Annotated in this window: 12 protein-coding genes; 9 read left to right on the top strand and 3 right to left on the bottom strand. The window is 38.8% G+C overall.

What is annotated here, in order from left to right; translation table 11 throughout:
* Positions 1 to 22 precede the first annotated feature (22 nt).
* Positions 23 to 1,912: an EAL domain-containing protein gene (locus PTUN_RS15195; protein WP_009837831.1), complete on the bottom strand. Its 1,890-nt coding sequence runs from the start codon at positions 1,910 to 1,912 to the stop codon at positions 23 to 25.
* A gap of 338 nt (positions 1,913 to 2,250) precedes the next feature.
* Between PTUN_RS15195 and panP the strand changes: the two genes are divergently transcribed.
* The gene (gene panP, locus PTUN_RS15190) at positions 2,251 to 3,879 is read left to right on the top strand and encodes a pyridoxal-dependent aspartate 1-decarboxylase PanP (protein ID WP_009837830.1); all 1,629 of its coding nucleotides are present in this window, start codon (positions 2,251 to 2,253) and stop codon (positions 3,877 to 3,879) included.
* A 79-nt stretch (positions 3,880 to 3,958) separates the two neighbouring features.
* Here the strand turns inward: panP and PTUN_RS15185 are convergent, their stop codons facing one another.
* Positions 3,959 to 4,465 (bottom strand): glycine cleavage system transcriptional repressor, encoded by a 507-nt coding sequence (locus PTUN_RS15185; protein WP_009837829.1) that lies wholly within the window; start codon positions 4,463 to 4,465, stop codon positions 3,959 to 3,961.
* 294 nt (positions 4,466 to 4,759) lie between these two features.
* On the opposite strand from PTUN_RS15185, the gene PTUN_RS15180 reads away from it, so the two are divergent.
* The 7 genes from PTUN_RS15180 to PTUN_RS15150 all read left to right on the top strand — a co-directional run bounded on the left by PTUN_RS15180 (position 4,760) and on the right by PTUN_RS15150 (position 13,539).
* Positions 4,760 to 6,994, top strand: coding sequence for an ABC transporter permease subunit (locus PTUN_RS15180; protein WP_040643689.1), 2,235 nt, complete (start codon positions 4,760 to 4,762; stop codon positions 6,992 to 6,994).
* Between the two features lie 14 nt (positions 6,995 to 7,008).
* The gene (gene pstA / locus PTUN_RS15175) at positions 7,009 to 8,655 is read left to right on the top strand and encodes a phosphate ABC transporter permease PstA (RefSeq protein ID WP_040643688.1); all 1,647 of its coding nucleotides are present in this window, start codon (positions 7,009 to 7,011) and stop codon (positions 8,653 to 8,655) included.
* A gap of 32 nt (positions 8,656 to 8,687) precedes the next feature.
* Entirely contained in the window at positions 8,688 to 9,515 is an 828-nt protein-coding gene (gene pstB / locus PTUN_RS15170; RefSeq protein ID WP_009837826.1) for a phosphate ABC transporter ATP-binding protein PstB, read from the top strand.
* A gap of 107 nt (positions 9,516 to 9,622) precedes the next feature.
* On the top strand, positions 9,623 to 10,330 hold the full coding sequence (phoU, locus tag PTUN_RS15165) for a phosphate signaling complex protein PhoU (RefSeq protein ID WP_009837825.1): 708 nt from the start codon (positions 9,623 to 9,625) through the stop codon (positions 10,328 to 10,330).
* 166 nt (positions 10,331 to 10,496) lie between these two features.
* Positions 10,497 to 11,174, top strand: coding sequence for a TIGR00153 family protein (locus PTUN_RS15160; RefSeq protein ID WP_009837824.1), 678 nt, complete (start codon positions 10,497 to 10,499; stop codon positions 11,172 to 11,174).
* 38 nt (positions 11,175 to 11,212) lie between these two features.
* Positions 11,213 to 12,481 (top strand): inorganic phosphate transporter, encoded by a 1,269-nt coding sequence (locus PTUN_RS15155; protein WP_009837823.1) that lies wholly within the window; start codon positions 11,213 to 11,215, stop codon positions 12,479 to 12,481.
* Between the two features lie 143 nt (positions 12,482 to 12,624).
* Positions 12,625 to 13,539 (top strand): hydrogen peroxide-inducible genes activator, encoded by a 915-nt coding sequence (locus PTUN_RS15150; protein WP_009837822.1) that lies wholly within the window; start codon positions 12,625 to 12,627, stop codon positions 13,537 to 13,539.
* Positions 13,540 to 13,542: 3 nt separating this feature from the next.
* Here PTUN_RS15150 and PTUN_RS15145 read toward each other — a convergent pair whose 3' ends face one another.
* A complete protein-coding gene (locus PTUN_RS15145) occupies positions 13,543 to 14,415 on the bottom strand; it encodes an HDOD domain-containing protein (protein WP_009837821.1) in 873 nt (290 codons plus the stop codon).
* Positions 14,416 to 14,543: 128 nt separating this feature from the next.
* On the opposite strand from PTUN_RS15145, the gene PTUN_RS15140 reads away from it, so the two are divergent.
* Positions 14,544 to 15,083, top strand: coding sequence for an RNA polymerase sigma factor (locus PTUN_RS15140; RefSeq protein ID WP_009837820.1), 540 nt, complete (start codon positions 14,544 to 14,546; stop codon positions 15,081 to 15,083).

The raw sequence follows: 15,083 nt of genomic DNA, 5'->3' as shown, positions 1-15,083 counted from the left end.
ACTGTTGTTTGAAGTGCCTTTTTTAATGAGTTGTTTCAACTTCTTTAACATGAGTATCTTTGGGCGCCACCGCGCTTGGCTCGGCAAAATAATAACCTTGCACTAATCTCACCCCCGCTTTAACCAAGGTATCTAAAATCATTTTGTTTTCGACCGCTTCTGCAATTAATTGCAAATTCACCTGTTTGGTAAAGCTGGCAATATGTTCAATAAACAAAAATACATCGTGATCGGTAGCGATTTGTTTTACTAATGAGCCATCGAGTTTAATGCCATCAACATTGAGTTTTAGGATGTTAGAGATATTAGAATAGCCCGTGCCAAAGTCATCAATGATGACTTTTACACCTTTGGCGCGCACTAAATCAATAAAGGCTTTAACTTCCGAAAAATTAGCAATAGCTTCAGTTTCAAGTAGTTCAAAGGTAATATGGCTAGGATTTGGATAGCGTTTTAGCTCATCTTCTAAATAACAAGCCAAGCTAGGATCAAGCATATCTTGTGCGGTTAAGTTGATACTCCAATGAATTTGAGTACGTCTAAATAATTCAGCACATTGACTGAACATTAAACGGGTTAGTTGCCCATCCATACGACTGCGATTAACCACGGTTAAAAAATCATTAGGTTCTAAAATGGTGTTATTAAAACTTTTAATTCGAGCCAAGCACTCGTATTGGCTCACTTTATTGTTAATTAAACACATTACCGGCTGAAAATAAGGCACTAATAATTGGTTACTAAATGCTTCGCGTACTTCTTTGGCAATTTTGACATTATGTAAATATTGGCTTTTTACTTTATGCATTGAATCGCTATAACGTACGATGCAATCGCGACTTTGTTTGGCTTGCGCTGCTGCAATATGGGCATTTTCTACCAGTAACTCTTTATTGCCTTGTGCAATGCCCGAGCAAAGCGTGACATAAATAAAGGGATCTTTGAGCACTGGGGTATTGAGATTAAATTGTGTGATCAGCGCTTCTAGCTGATCAACGTGTTCTAGTTGATTGCCAATTAAAGCGATTTTATTTGTTGAGAGGCGATAAATTTTATACTGGTTTTGCGACAGTTCAGCTAAACGCGTCATTAGCCGCTTCATGACTCTGTCACCTATTGGGCTGCCGTAAAAGCTATTGATATCTTCAAGGTCGTTTACCCAAATAATTGCCATTACTAAGTGCAGTTGTTTATTACTGCGTAGTTCATTTTCTAATGCGATATGGTTGGGAAAACCCGTCGCGCTATCTGTACCCAAACTGCGTTTGACCAAATGAATATAAATAGCTGCGACTAATACCGCGATAAAAAAGAAAAAGCAGCTAGTGATAATGGCTTGGCTAACACTCGCTGTTAGGCGCTCATCTAAATCCGCAATGGTGATATCTGCACCAGTCAGATAAACCTGGCCATCTTTAGCAGTAAACGGAATAAAAATGGTTTTAAAGTTACCCCATTGATCGCTTGAATATTCAAATACAGGTTCTGTTGAGAAAAATGCCGCTCGATTTGTTTTAGTTGCTTCTGGATAGGCATCATAGAAATAGGTGATTTTTTGTTGTTCAATGTCTTTATCGGTATAGCTTGATGCGGTGAAGTGTACTTTGCCATCTTGAAGCATCATCGCATAGACGTACTCTAAACCGAGTTGTTTGGAAAAATCGGATAACTGCTTACTTTTGATAAGGTAATCTTTACGGCTGATGTGTGAGCTATCGCGAATGTTATCATGATAATCATCGCCTAAAATATATTGCACACTCAGCGCAGCATCTAATAGCTTATTGTCGACCGCACTCATTATTTCATTATAGGTATGCTGATAACTGTAATATACATAACCGCTTAAACTAACAATAAAAGTGAAAAAACCAGTAATTAACCAACCAAAATGTGCAGAACGATGTGTCATCTAAAACCTTTGCAATACAATAATAAAGAGCATTTAGGAACAAAAAAGCAGCATAACTGTGTTATTCAATATTGCCAACGGCTTTTTATCTGAGAACATTGTTGTACCTGTAAATTTTATACTCAAAGCTATTACGATCTTTAAATTACTTTATTAAATAAAAACAGAACCTTACTAAAATTGATTTTGCTGATTAATGGCACTCTTAGCGTTACACCATTTAGCCGAAATGGCCTTTTTTGGTATAAAAGAAGACTTTTCATGTCATATCTATTACAGTTAGCGGCAATTTGTTTGGCAATCCAAAAGTTTATATTTTGGGTCACTGGGTAGTAAAGATGGAAACAAAGCGTTATGCCGTCGCCTCAGAAGAAAGCTTAATGCGTATTTTTACCGTACCGGAAGCGCCTGGTTCTACATTAGCGAGAATTGAGCGAGAAATATCGAGTAATTTAGCAGGCTTTCTGAATGAAAATATTGCGGCTATAGAAAAACCATTACATGAAATTGAAAAAGATTTCCAATTAGCACAGATCCCTGAAGAACCTACATTTGTTTCTGATCATGCGCAGCAGATCATGGAACAATTAGTCGCCCATTCAGTGCATACGGCTGCGCCAAGCTTTATTGGTCATATGACTTCAGCGCTGCCTCATTTTGTTTTGCCGCTATCAAAATTAATGGTTGGGCTTAATCAAAATTTAGTAAAAATCGAAACCTCAAAAGCATTTACGCCACTTGAGCGTCAAGTTTTAGGGATGATGCATCATTTGGTATATGGCCAAAATGAAGGTTTTTATCAAAAGTGGATGCACAGTGCTAAAAATGCGCTTGGTGCATTTTGTTCAGGTGGGACTGTTGCGAATATCTCAGCCTTATGGATTGCCCGTAACCGTTTATTAAAAGCGGATGGTGATTTTAATGGAATTGCTAGCGATGGTTTAATCGCTGCAATGCTGCATTATGGCTACAAAGGGTTGGCTGTGTTGGTGTCTGAACGTGGACATTATTCATTAGGAAAAGCCGCTGATGTATTAGGTATTGGTCGTAAAAACTTTGTTGCCATTGAAACCGATGAAAATAACAAAGTAAACGTTGCGGCAATGCGGTTAAAAGCGCAAGAACTCGCAGCAAAAGGCATCAAAGTGATGGCGATAGTGGGAGTGGCGGGTACAACCGAAACTGGTAATATCGATCCATTAAATGACATGGCTGATTTAGCCCAAGAACTTAATTGTCATTTTCATATTGATGCCGCTTGGGGTGGCGCAACGTTATTGTCGAATAACTCACGTTACTTATTAGCGGGAGTAGAGCGAGCTGACTCAATTACCATTGATGCACATAAACAAATGTATGTGCCAATGGGGGCTGGTATCGTGTTATTTAAAGACCCTGAAGCCTCAAATGCGATAGAACACCATGCGGAGTATATTTTACGTAAAGGTTCTAAAGATTTAGGTAGCCATACATTGGAAGGCAGTCGTCCTGGTATGGCGATGTTAGTGCATGCTTGTTTAAATGTGATTAGCCGTAAAGGCTATGAAATGCTCATTGATAAAAGTCTTAAAAAAGCGCGCTATTTTGCTGATTTAATTAAAGCTGATCCGGATTTTGAATTAATTTCAGAACCTGAGTTATGTTTGCTTACGTATCGATATGTGCCAGCAAAAATTCAAGCGCTGCTTAAAACAGCCGATGAAGAAACGCGAATGGATATTTATATTGCCTTGAATCGTTTTACAGCCAGCATGCAAAAACGTCAACGTGAATCTGGCCGCTCGTTTGTTTCTCGTACGCGATTGACACCGGTACAGTACCAAAAATTACCCACAGTGGTATTTAGAGTGGTATTAGCAAACCCGCTTACATCTGAGGACATTTTGCAGAGTATTTTGGCTGAGCAAAAAGAATTGGCGCAAACAGATCCTATTTTTAAAAAATACTTACAGAAATATTTAGACTGACTATTTGAGGCTAATTTTAACGCAATAAAAAAGAGTCGAAAGACTCTTTTTTATTGCGTTAAATGAAACTATCTAGTTATTAAATGTCAGTTTCAATATCCACAATGACATCAGAAGTGAGCGACTCAAGCGCTAATACCACTTCGTTTTTGTCCATACCTTTTGGTAATTCAACTGTTGCCACAGCATTAAATAATGGCACACCCCAGTTAGGTGCACTTTGTTGTTTTGAAGTAAAGTGCACAATGCTCGCACCTTTGTGGCGAATAATGCTCGAAAGCTCTTGTACTATTCCTGGACGATCATTTCCAGTGATGACAAAATTTAAGTGATTAGTGGTATCAGGGGCTTGGTGCGATCCTTCTTCGATTTTAATTTCCAATTGATCAAACGAATGTAGCGCATTTGTTAAATCTTGATGGTGCGATTCTGGTACTTCAACCTGAAGTATGCCTGCAAAATGACCACATAGATGACTAAGATTGCTGGCAAGCCAGTTGCCGTTATGTTGTAAAATAATGGCTGAGAGTTGTTCGACTAGGCCGGGTTTGTCCTCGCCAATTAAGGTTAATACTAACTGCTTCATAAAATTTACTCTGTAAGAATTAATGGGATAATTATTGTTATTTAGCAAATACAGTATTAGCACTAATCGATGCATTGTCCAACAGAAAGGAACTAAAAAAAGGCATAAAATATAATTCAAAATTATGACAAAAAACGCGCTTAGGTTGTTTATTCGTAGCATTAACTTATTTTGGGATTGCCTGCGCACTGTCATCTTAATGTCATTAAATCGCAATATTTCATAACTGATGTAACATTACTGTCATCTTTAAGAAATATAATGCAGCCAATTTTAACGCTAAAGGATAGTTTGATGACTTCAAATCCGCCTAAATCCAGTTTTCATACGGATCGAAGCCGTCTGATAAAGGACAAGCTTGCCCATTTCAGCATCTCAGCTGGTGGTGTCATGGTATTGATTGCTTTATTGATGATCTTTTTTTACTTACTTTATGTTGTACAGCCTATTTTTGAATCTGCTGAAGTGCATAAGCGTGGCGAATTTACTTTAAATGAACAAGGTAAAGTGTCAGCTCTTGGAATGGAAGAGCAGACCGAAATTGCTTATGTATTAATGGCCTCTGGCGAAGTTTCATTTTACCAAGTAAAAGGAAATGAGCTGGGCGCAAAGTTGAGCAGCCTACCTGTTGATGCTAATAAAACGCCAATTAGCTTTGCTAAATCGGCTCCTCATTTAGGTTTGTATGCATATGGTTTTGCCGATGGTCAAGTTGCTATTTTAAAGCCAGCTTTTGGTGTTACTTTTCCAGGCAATAAACGTGTTATCACTCCAGAAATTAGCTACCCATTGGGTGAAGCGTATTTTCAAGTTGATGAAAAAGAGCAAGCGTTAAAATCATTTGCCTTTAGTCGCACAGATGAAAGTATAGCAGTGCTTGCGTTAACAGCTGATCGTCGTGTGGTTTTTACGCGCTTTTTAGCTGAAGAAAACTTTGCTACCGGTGAATTAGAATGGACGCCAGTTTATAACGAACTTGAGGTGGATGGTCGCATTGATGAATTATTGTTATCACCCGACAACTCGCGTGCGTTTGTTCGCTCTGCCAATCAAATGTATATTTTTGATACTCGTGATTCTGATGATATCGAACTTATTCAAGTACTGGCTGCGAATGCTGAAAACGCAAACTTAGTCACATCAAGCCTACTTGCAGGTGCAAATTCATTAATGCTTGCTAGCGATAACGGCGAGGTATCACAGTGGTTTGAGGTCAATACCGACGAAGGACGTGAATTTAAGAAAATTCGCTCTTTTATGACTAATGATAAAAATATTGTAGGTATTTACCCTGAATATTATCGTCGTAGTTTCTTTACTGTAAATAAAACGGGTGACTTAGGGATTTATTACACCACAAGCCAAGCAACTTTATGGCAGGGTAATGTCGCCAGCGAAAAAATTAGCCACTATGCAATGTCACCACGCTCAAATGCGGCAATTTTAGTGGCAGGAAAAACGGTAAGTGTGATTGAAATAACGAATGAGCATCCAGAAGTAACTTGGTCTTCGTTATGGCAAGAAGTATGGTACGAAGGATATCCTGAGCCAGGTTATATTTGGCAATCAACATCAGCAAGTGATGACTTTGAATCTAAATTCTCGTTAGTACCGATTTCATTTGGTACTTTAAAAGCAGCATTTTATGCGATGCTATTTGCTGTCCCAATTGCGCTTTCTGCGGCCATTTATACCGCCTATTTCATGTCACCTGCATTACGTAAAGTAGTAAAACCGACCGTTGAGATTATGGAAGCATTACCAACAGTAATTTTGGGCTTTTTAGCCGGTCTTTGGTTAGCGCCTATTTTTGAAGAGCATTTACCAGCTGTAATCGTGTTATTAGTTGCATTGCCATTGAGTATGCTATTGACCGCCTATGGCTGGACCAAGCTACCTGAAAAAGTGCGCCATTTTGTGCCTGAAGGCTCACATTCGATTTTACTTATTCCGGTGGTTCTACTGGTTGGTTTTGCCTCATTTGCTGTGAGCCCTTCGATTGAGCTTTGGTTATTTGGCGGTAATGTCCGTAAGTTTTTAACTAACGAATTAGGCTTAACGTTCGACCAACGTAACTCCTTGGTTGTTGGTGTAGCTATGGGTTTTGCGGTTATTCCAACCATTTTCTCTATCGCTGAAGATGCGGTGTTTAGTGTACCTAAACACTTATCAAATGGTTCGTTAGCACTAGGTGCAACGCAATGGCAAACTTTAGTCCGTGTTGTTTTGTTGACTGCAAGCCCAGGTATTTTTTCTGCAATCATGATGGGATTAGGTCGTGCCGTAGGTGAGACCATGATAGTACTGATGGCGACTGGTAATACCCCAATTATGGATTGGAGTATTTTCCAAGGGATGCGTACTTTAGCGGCAAACATTGCAGTTGAAATGCCAGAATCAGAAGTGGGTAGTACTCACTACCGTATCTTGTTCTTAGCAGCATTCGTATTGTTTATTTTCACTTTTGTTTTCAACACAATTGCAGAGTTTGTTCGTCAGCAATTGCGTGAAAAATATAGTTCACTGTAATAGGAGGCATGACAATGAAGTTATGGTTTAAGTCAGGTTCTCCGTGGATCTGGATGACAGGTGGTGCAGTCAGCATCAGTTTAATCTCGGTATTGGGATTGCTATTTTTAATTGCATGGCGTGGTTTAAGCTTCTTTTGGCCATCACCCGTGTACCAGTTTGAATTAGAATCAGTTGCAGGCACTAGCAAAGTTATCGGTGAGATTTATGACCGTGAGCAAGTACCAACCTCACGCTTAATTGAAGCCGGTATTGATTTAAAAGGTCATACAGAAGAAACAATCGAGCGTGTTTTAATTAAAACAGGTAACCGTGAATATGTAGATTTAGATTTTCGCTGGTTATTAAGCAGTGACATTATGAAACAAACAACCCCTGCTGGCCTGGGGATGTTTGAACGCAGTAAAAATGGTAATTTTTACGGTTATGTCGAAAGTGTGGTTGAGCAAGGCCAAGTTATTACCACTAACGTAAATGAAAAGCTTGAAGAGCTTGTTGAACGTGCTGTTGCATTAAACGATGAAGCCCTTGATCTACAAAATGGCGATATTGGTCACATTAATTATGAGCTTGAACGTATGCGTCTAAAAGAGCGGTCGTTAGAGCTTAAAAATGAATTAACGCCAGAGCGCATAGCAGAATTCAAAGCAGAGCGTGAGCGTTTAGGGCAAGAGTATGCAGAGCTCGAAAAGCAGTTGTTTGCTTTACGTGCGCAGGCGAATCGTGACCAAGTGATTGTGCGTGATATGCGTGATGAGCTTGTTACTTTACCGCTTTATCAAGTACTTGATGTAACTTTTCCAAACGATATGGGGTGGTTTGCCAAGCTTGGGCATTATTTTGTGCAACTGGGTAAATTTGTCTCCGATGATCCGCGTGAAGCCAATACTGAAGGCGGTGTATTTCCTGCTATTTTCGGTACTGTATTTATGGTGATGTTAATGGCTGTTATTGTTACGCCATTTGGTGTGGTTGCTGCGATTTATTTGCACGAATATGCGGCTAAAAATGCGATTACTAAAATGATCCGTATTGCTGTGATAAATCTCGCAGGCGTACCGTCGATTGTATACGGCGTATTCGGTTTGGGCTTTTTTGTTTATATGCTCGGTGGCAGCATTGATCAGTTGTTTTATCCTGAAGCGCTACCAGGACCAACATTTGGTACACCTGGGGTGATTTGGTCAGCTTTAACCTTAGCTATTCTAACATTGCCAGTGGTAATCGTATCGACTGAAGAAGGCTTATCACGTATTCCAAGTGCGGTACGTCATGGATCGCTCGCTTTAGGTGCTACACAAGCTGAAACCTTGTGGCGTATCATTGTTCCTATGGCAAGCCCAGCAATTATGACTGGTTTAATTTTAGCGGTAGCGCGAGCGGCAGGCGAAGTTGCACCGTTAATGTTAGTTGGTGTGGTAAAAATGGCGCCAACGTTACCCGTTGATATGAATTTCCCATTTATTCACGTCGACCGTAAATTTATGCACTTAGGGTTCCACATTTATGATGTAGGTTTTCAAAGCCCAAATGTTGAAGCCGCGCGTCCGTTAGTATATGCGACTGCATTTTTACTCGTTTCGGTCATTATCGCATTGAATATAACGGCTATCGGTATTCGTAACCATTTACGCGAAAAGTTTAGAGCGCTTGAGCACTAAGCTAGTATCAAATTTTAAACAGGTATTAAATAATGATTACAGTTGCACCACATGTTACTCAGTCGGCCTCTAGCTTAAAGTTAGATTTAGAAAACCTGACTCCTGAGCAAATGGCATTACAGATTAAAAATTTAGATCTTTTTTATGGTGATAAACAAGCACTTAATAAAGTGTCTATGATGATCCCAAAAGGACAAGTAACCGCATTTATCGGTCCATCAGGTTGTGGTAAATCAACCTTATTACGCTGCATCAATCGAATGAATGATTTAGTTGATAATTGCCGAATTGAAGGTGAAATTCTGCTTCATGGTGAAAACATTTACGATAAACGTGTCGATGTAGCAGCACTTCGTCGTAATGTCGGCATGGTATTTCAGCGTCCAAATCCATTTCCTAAATCAATTTATGAAAATGTGGTTTATGGTTTACGTTTGCAAGGTATTAAAGAAAAGCGTCAATTGGATGAAGTGGTTGAAAAGTCATTACGTGGCGCTGCCATTTGGGATGAAGTGAAAGACCGCTTACATGACAGTGCCTTTGGTTTATCGGGTGGTCAGCAGCAACGTTTAGTAATTGCACGTTCAATTGCGATTGAACCGGAAGTGTTGTTACTTGATGAGCCGACCTCTGCACTTGACCCAATTTCAACCTTGGTTATTGAAGAATTAATCAATGATTTGAAAGATAAATATACTGTTGTAATTGTTACCCATAACATGCAACAAGCTGCGCGAGTATCCGATCAAACCGCATTTATGTACATGGGTGAGTTAATCGAATACTCAGATACGAATACGCTGTTTACCACACCTAAAAAGAAGAAAACCGAAGATTATATTACCGGTCGCTACGGCTAAAATAAGCCCTAAACGCTACACTATGAAAGACAATGGCTTTAAGGTGTAGCGCAATGAATAGCATAATTGATGTGATGGTAAATCGACAATTTTAATGAGAGTTGTGAATGGAACATAATATTAATAAACATATTTCAGGTAACTTTAATCAAGAACTTGAAAATGTTCGAAATCATGTATTAAGTATGGGTGGTTTGGTTGAACAGCAATTAAACTCAGCCCTTGATGCTGTATTAAATAGCGATGCAGATTTAGCCCGTAAAGTGCAAGAAGGTGACATTAAAGTTAATGCGATGGAAGTCAGCATTGACGAGGAGTGCACTCGCATTATTGCAAAACGCCAACCTGCAGCCAGTGACTTACGCTTAGTGGTAGCAATTGCCAAAACGATTGCTGATTTAGAGCGCATTGGCGATGAAGCGCGTCGTATTGCTAAAGTGGCTTTAGATTCATTTAGTAATGATCAGCAAGATTTATTAGTAAACATTGATAATATGGGCCGCCATGTATCGAAAATGCTGCACGATGTACTTGATGCGTTTGCGCGTATGGATGTAAACAGTGCCTTTGCAGTTCATAAAGAAGATGCCAAGGTTGACCGCGAATACGAAGCCATTACTCGTCAAATAATGACGTACATGATGGAAGATCCTCGTTCAATTCCAAAAATAATGAATTTGATTTGGTCAGTACGTTCCCTTGAGCGTATTGGTGATCGCTGTCAAAACATCTCTGAATACGTGATTTACTTTGTAAAAGGTAAAGATATTCGTCACGTCTCACAAGAAGACATTGAAAAAGATTTACTTAGTTAACTCTATAAAAAATAACAGATTAGTACTTTAATATGGTATCTGTGATGAATTAGGGGAACCACAATAAAGTTTTATTGTGGTTTTACAGTAAGAAAAGTCGTTCACAATCAGCATTTATACTGTAAAATTCGTGGTTGCGAAACTACTAGTAACTAAAGGGTAAGTTATGCCTAGTAATGCTTTTTTAGGTGTATTTGCAAAATCACCTATTCAGCCTATAGAAGAGCATATTCAAAAAGTTTATCAAGCCAGTGAGGTATTGATTAATTTCTTTGAGCATGTTTTTAACAAAGAGTGGACTCAAGCCGAAGAAGTTCGTATTCAAATCAGAACATTAGAGCGTGAAGCCGATGTGATGAAGCGAAATATTCGTTTGCAGTTACCTCATGGTTTATTTTTACCAGTTGCCAGAACTGATTTATTAGAATTGGTAACACAGCAAGATAAAATAGCCAACAAAGCTAAAGATATCGCAGGCCGTGTTGTTGGTCGTGAGATGGATATCCCTAAAGAAATTCAAACGGATTTTATTGCATATCTAAGACGTTGTGTTGACGCAACCCATCAAGCTTCTAAAGCAATTAACGAATTAGACGAGCTGCTAGAAACCGGATTCCGCGGTCGTGAAGTGACTCTAGTTGAGAAAATGTTAGTTGAGTTAGATGCAATAGAACAAGATACGGACGATATGCAAATTTCGTTGCGCCGTAAACTTCGTCAAATTGAAGCTGATTTAAATCCAATCGATGTGATGTTCTTATACAAAATCATTGAGTGGGTCGGTGAGTTAGCTGACATTGCAGAGCGTGTGGGTTCTCGTTTAGAACTTATGTTAGCGCGTTAATCCAACTCGTTAAAATTTAAAAGCAAAAAGGTTATTCAATGGATATCATTGCATCCTATGGCACTACTTTAATTATTATTGCCGCAGTTGTTGGCTTTATAATGGCTTATGGTATTGGCGCAAATGACGTTGCCAATGCGATGGGAACATCGGTAGGCTCTAAAGCATTAACTATTAAACAAGCAATTTTAATTGCTATGGTGTTTGAATTTGCTGGCGCATATTTAGCCGGTGGTCAAGTTACTTCTACTATTCGAAACGGCATTATCGATTCAGCCGCATTTATAGATATCCCTGAGCTATTAATTCTAGGGATGATTTCGGCGCTACTTGCCGCAGGTACTTGGTTATTAGTCGCTTCGGCACTTGGTTGGCCTGTATCTACAACTCACTCAATTATCGGTGCTATCATTGGTTTCGCTTTAGTTGCGGTGGGTTCTGAAGCGGTTCAGTGGGATAAGGTGATGGGCATTGTTGGTAGCTGGATTATTACACCTGCTATATCGGGCTTTATTGCATATCTTATCTTTATGAGTGCTCAAAAGCTTATTTTTGATACTGACGAACCCCTTAAAAATGCTAAGCGTTATGTTCCATTTTACATGGGATTAGCTGGTTTTGTAATGTCACTCGTGACAATCAAAAAAGGCTTAAAGCATGTAGGTATTCATCTTGGTGCAACAGAAGGTTACTTACTATCAATTGCTATAGCGATTGTTGTTGGTGTAATTGGTGCTGTTGTTATTGCTCGAATGAAAATGGATCCGCAAGCTGACCGTAAAATGCAATTTACTAACGTAGAGCGCGTATTTGCAGTGCTAATGGTATTAACTGCATGTTGTATGGCGTTTGCTCATGGTTCAAATGACGTTGCTAACGCAATCGGACCTTTAGCTGCTGTTGTTAGTATTGTTCAGCATGATGGTGAAATTGTTAAAAAAGCTGAGTTGGTATGGTGGATTTTACCTCTAGGTGGTTTAGGTATTGTTGCTGGTTTAGCTATTTTAGGTAAAAAAGTAATTAAAACCATAGGTGAAGGTATAACTCACTTAACACCAAGCCGTGGCTTTGCAGCTGAATTAGCTGCTGCTTCAACGGTAGTTATAGCTTCAGGTACTGGCTTGCCAATTTCAACAACACAAACCTTAGTTGGTGCGGTTCTTGGTGTTGGTATGGCTCGCGGCATTGCGGCACTGAACATGGGTGTTGTACGTAATATTGTAATCTCTTGGGTTGTAACCTTGCCAATTGGCGCAGTATTAGCTATTGTTATTTATTATGTTTTAACCGCTATTTTTGGCGTTTAATTAACACAACAGACTTTTAGCTTGAAAAGACCTCATTATTCTAAGTAGTGGGGTCTTTTTTTATCTCCCGACGTTTAGTCCTTGCTTTTTATCCTCACATTTGTTTTTATCGTTCAATATTTATTTTGTTATCAAATTAAACGATGAATCATCTTCCGAGTATCAAACAGCTTCAATATTTACTTGCCGTACATCAACATCAACATTTTGGTCGCGCAGCCCAAGCGTGCTTTATTGGTCAATCGACATTAAGCAGTGCTATTCAGACGCTTGAAGAAACATTAGGCTGTCAGCTTATTGAACGAGAAAACCGCAGTTTTATGTTTACAGCTATCGGCGAAGAAGTGGTTGAGAAAACACGTAAAATTATCGATGATACTATGAGCTTAAAAGAGCTGACTCAGAGCTTTTTAACTCCTCTTAATGGCACTTTGACCTTAGGGTTGATCCCAACAATTGCCAGTTTTATAGCGGCAGATTTGTATTGTTTTTGTCAAGAGCAGTTTCCTGATTTGGAACTGATCCTAATCGAAGATACCAGCGATCGTTTGCTCAATAAATTAGAGAAAGGTGAAGTTGATTTAGCGATTTTAGCGCTGCCTTTTAATACGGATAAGTTTCACACCCAAGTACTAGCACATGATAGATTTAGCTTAGTAATGCACCAAGAATATGATGTTGGGCAAGATGTTCATGACTTTAATTTGCTTCCTAAATCGAGTGTGTTTTTACTAGAACGTGAACATTGTTTATCTGATCATGCTTTAAGTGCTTGTAATTTAACGCAAGAGCAATGTATCAACCCATTTGAAGCGGCTAGTTTGCATACACTACTGACTATGGTTGAAAATAAATTAGGAGTTACTTTTTTACCTCAATTGGCCATTAATGCTGGAATATTAAATCACAAACCAATGCGAGTGATTGCTGCGCAAGAAGATGCATATCGAGATATTGGTTTGCTGTGGCGCAAAACAACGGGGCGCATTCGAGACTTTAGGTTGTTTTGCGATAAAGTAGGGCCATTTTTTGTCAAAAAATGTAAAACTGAAGAATAACAATTAAGTGTGGTACACATTATCAATCCCTGCTTGATGAAGGACTTCACCTAAGTCAAGCAGTTGAAACTCTTCTAGATGAAGCACATCAAGGATCTGCACTGAGTATCGTTCCCATTCTGAATCAGGATTAATGCCATAGAGTAATTCAGTCGCTCCCACCATGTGTTCAGCCAATTTTAAAATCGCAAACATTTCTTTTTCGGGTTGCTCGCCAGTTGCTAACATAATCATTGGGCTGTGGTGATAAGCAATGACTGAGCAAAGTGAACTATCTAAACCCCATGTCTGAGCGATTAAAAAGCCAAGGACTTCATGGGAGGTTTCAAAGTGATCTTCTTCGAATTCACCAATTGTTGCACCTTCGATATAGGCTTGGCGCAATAATGCCGGATATTCAGCTGTTTGCGCCAAAATTAAAGCCATTCCAGCATTATGAAATAATCCCAATGTATAACAGTCATCAGCGAAATTAGTACCTAAATCTAAGTGCTGAGCTAATGCCAAAGATGCGTTGCCAATTTTTGTGGCGCTATTCCACAGTTTTTGAGTGAATATATCTTCACTTCCTTCGCTTAAGGTAAAGCGTAAAACAATACTATTTACCAGTTTGATTAATCGATTTAATCCTAAAAACATGCAAGCATGTTCAATGGTTGATATTTTTCTTGGTAAGCTAAACAGTGGTGAATTTACAACTTTAAGAGTAAAGCCCGCAATACCGACATCTTGATTTATACAGGCTGCAATATCTTTAATATTAGGAACTTCTTTTGCGACTTCCTCCTGAATTTGTTTGAGCATTTCAGGGCGAGGAGGAATGGTAAAACCATCTAGCGATGACTCAACTTTGGTCATATCAAGAGTTAAAGGCATAAAATACAATCCGAAAATGAACAGGTTTACTCAGGTAAAATTAATTCTAGTTTAAAAAAAAAGTTTTCATACAAATAAACTATTTAATTTTATATCTCGACTAACTAAGAAAACAAAATGGAATAACTGTGTTTTTTCAATCAGAACAAGGGTTAATACATAAAGCAAAGCAAGGAAATAAAAAGGCGTGGTTTAAGCTGGTTAAACAGCATGAATCGGTCATTTATCATTATTGTTTACGCATGTTGGGTAACCAAGAAGATGCAATCGATCTGATGCAAGAGGTATTTTTAAGCATTTATAAAAGCTTAGATAGTTTCCGCTTTGATAGCAGCTTTAAAACGTGGATTATTTGCATTGCTAATCGTCGTTGTATTGAATTTTATCGCAAACGAAAAATTGAGTTACACAATGAAGAAGAGATGGATTCGTTTATTGATGTTCAAAACCAGAACCCTGAGCAGCAACTGCAAGGCAGTCAACATAATCAACATGTTATAGCGGCTATGAATACGCTCAATGTTGAGCAGCGCAGTGTTATAGAGCTTAAGTTTTTTCATCACTACACACTTGAACAAATTGGCGAATTGCAAAATATTTCAACTAATACGGTTAAATCCCGTTTTTATGCTGCGTTAGAAAATTTAAAACCCCATTTGGAGGCTTAG

Source organism: Pseudoalteromonas tunicata (genome assembly GCF_002310815.1).
GTDB lineage: Bacteria > Pseudomonadota > Gammaproteobacteria > Enterobacterales > Alteromonadaceae > Pseudoalteromonas > Pseudoalteromonas tunicata.
This window is presented reverse-complemented; position numbering and strand designations above follow the sequence as displayed.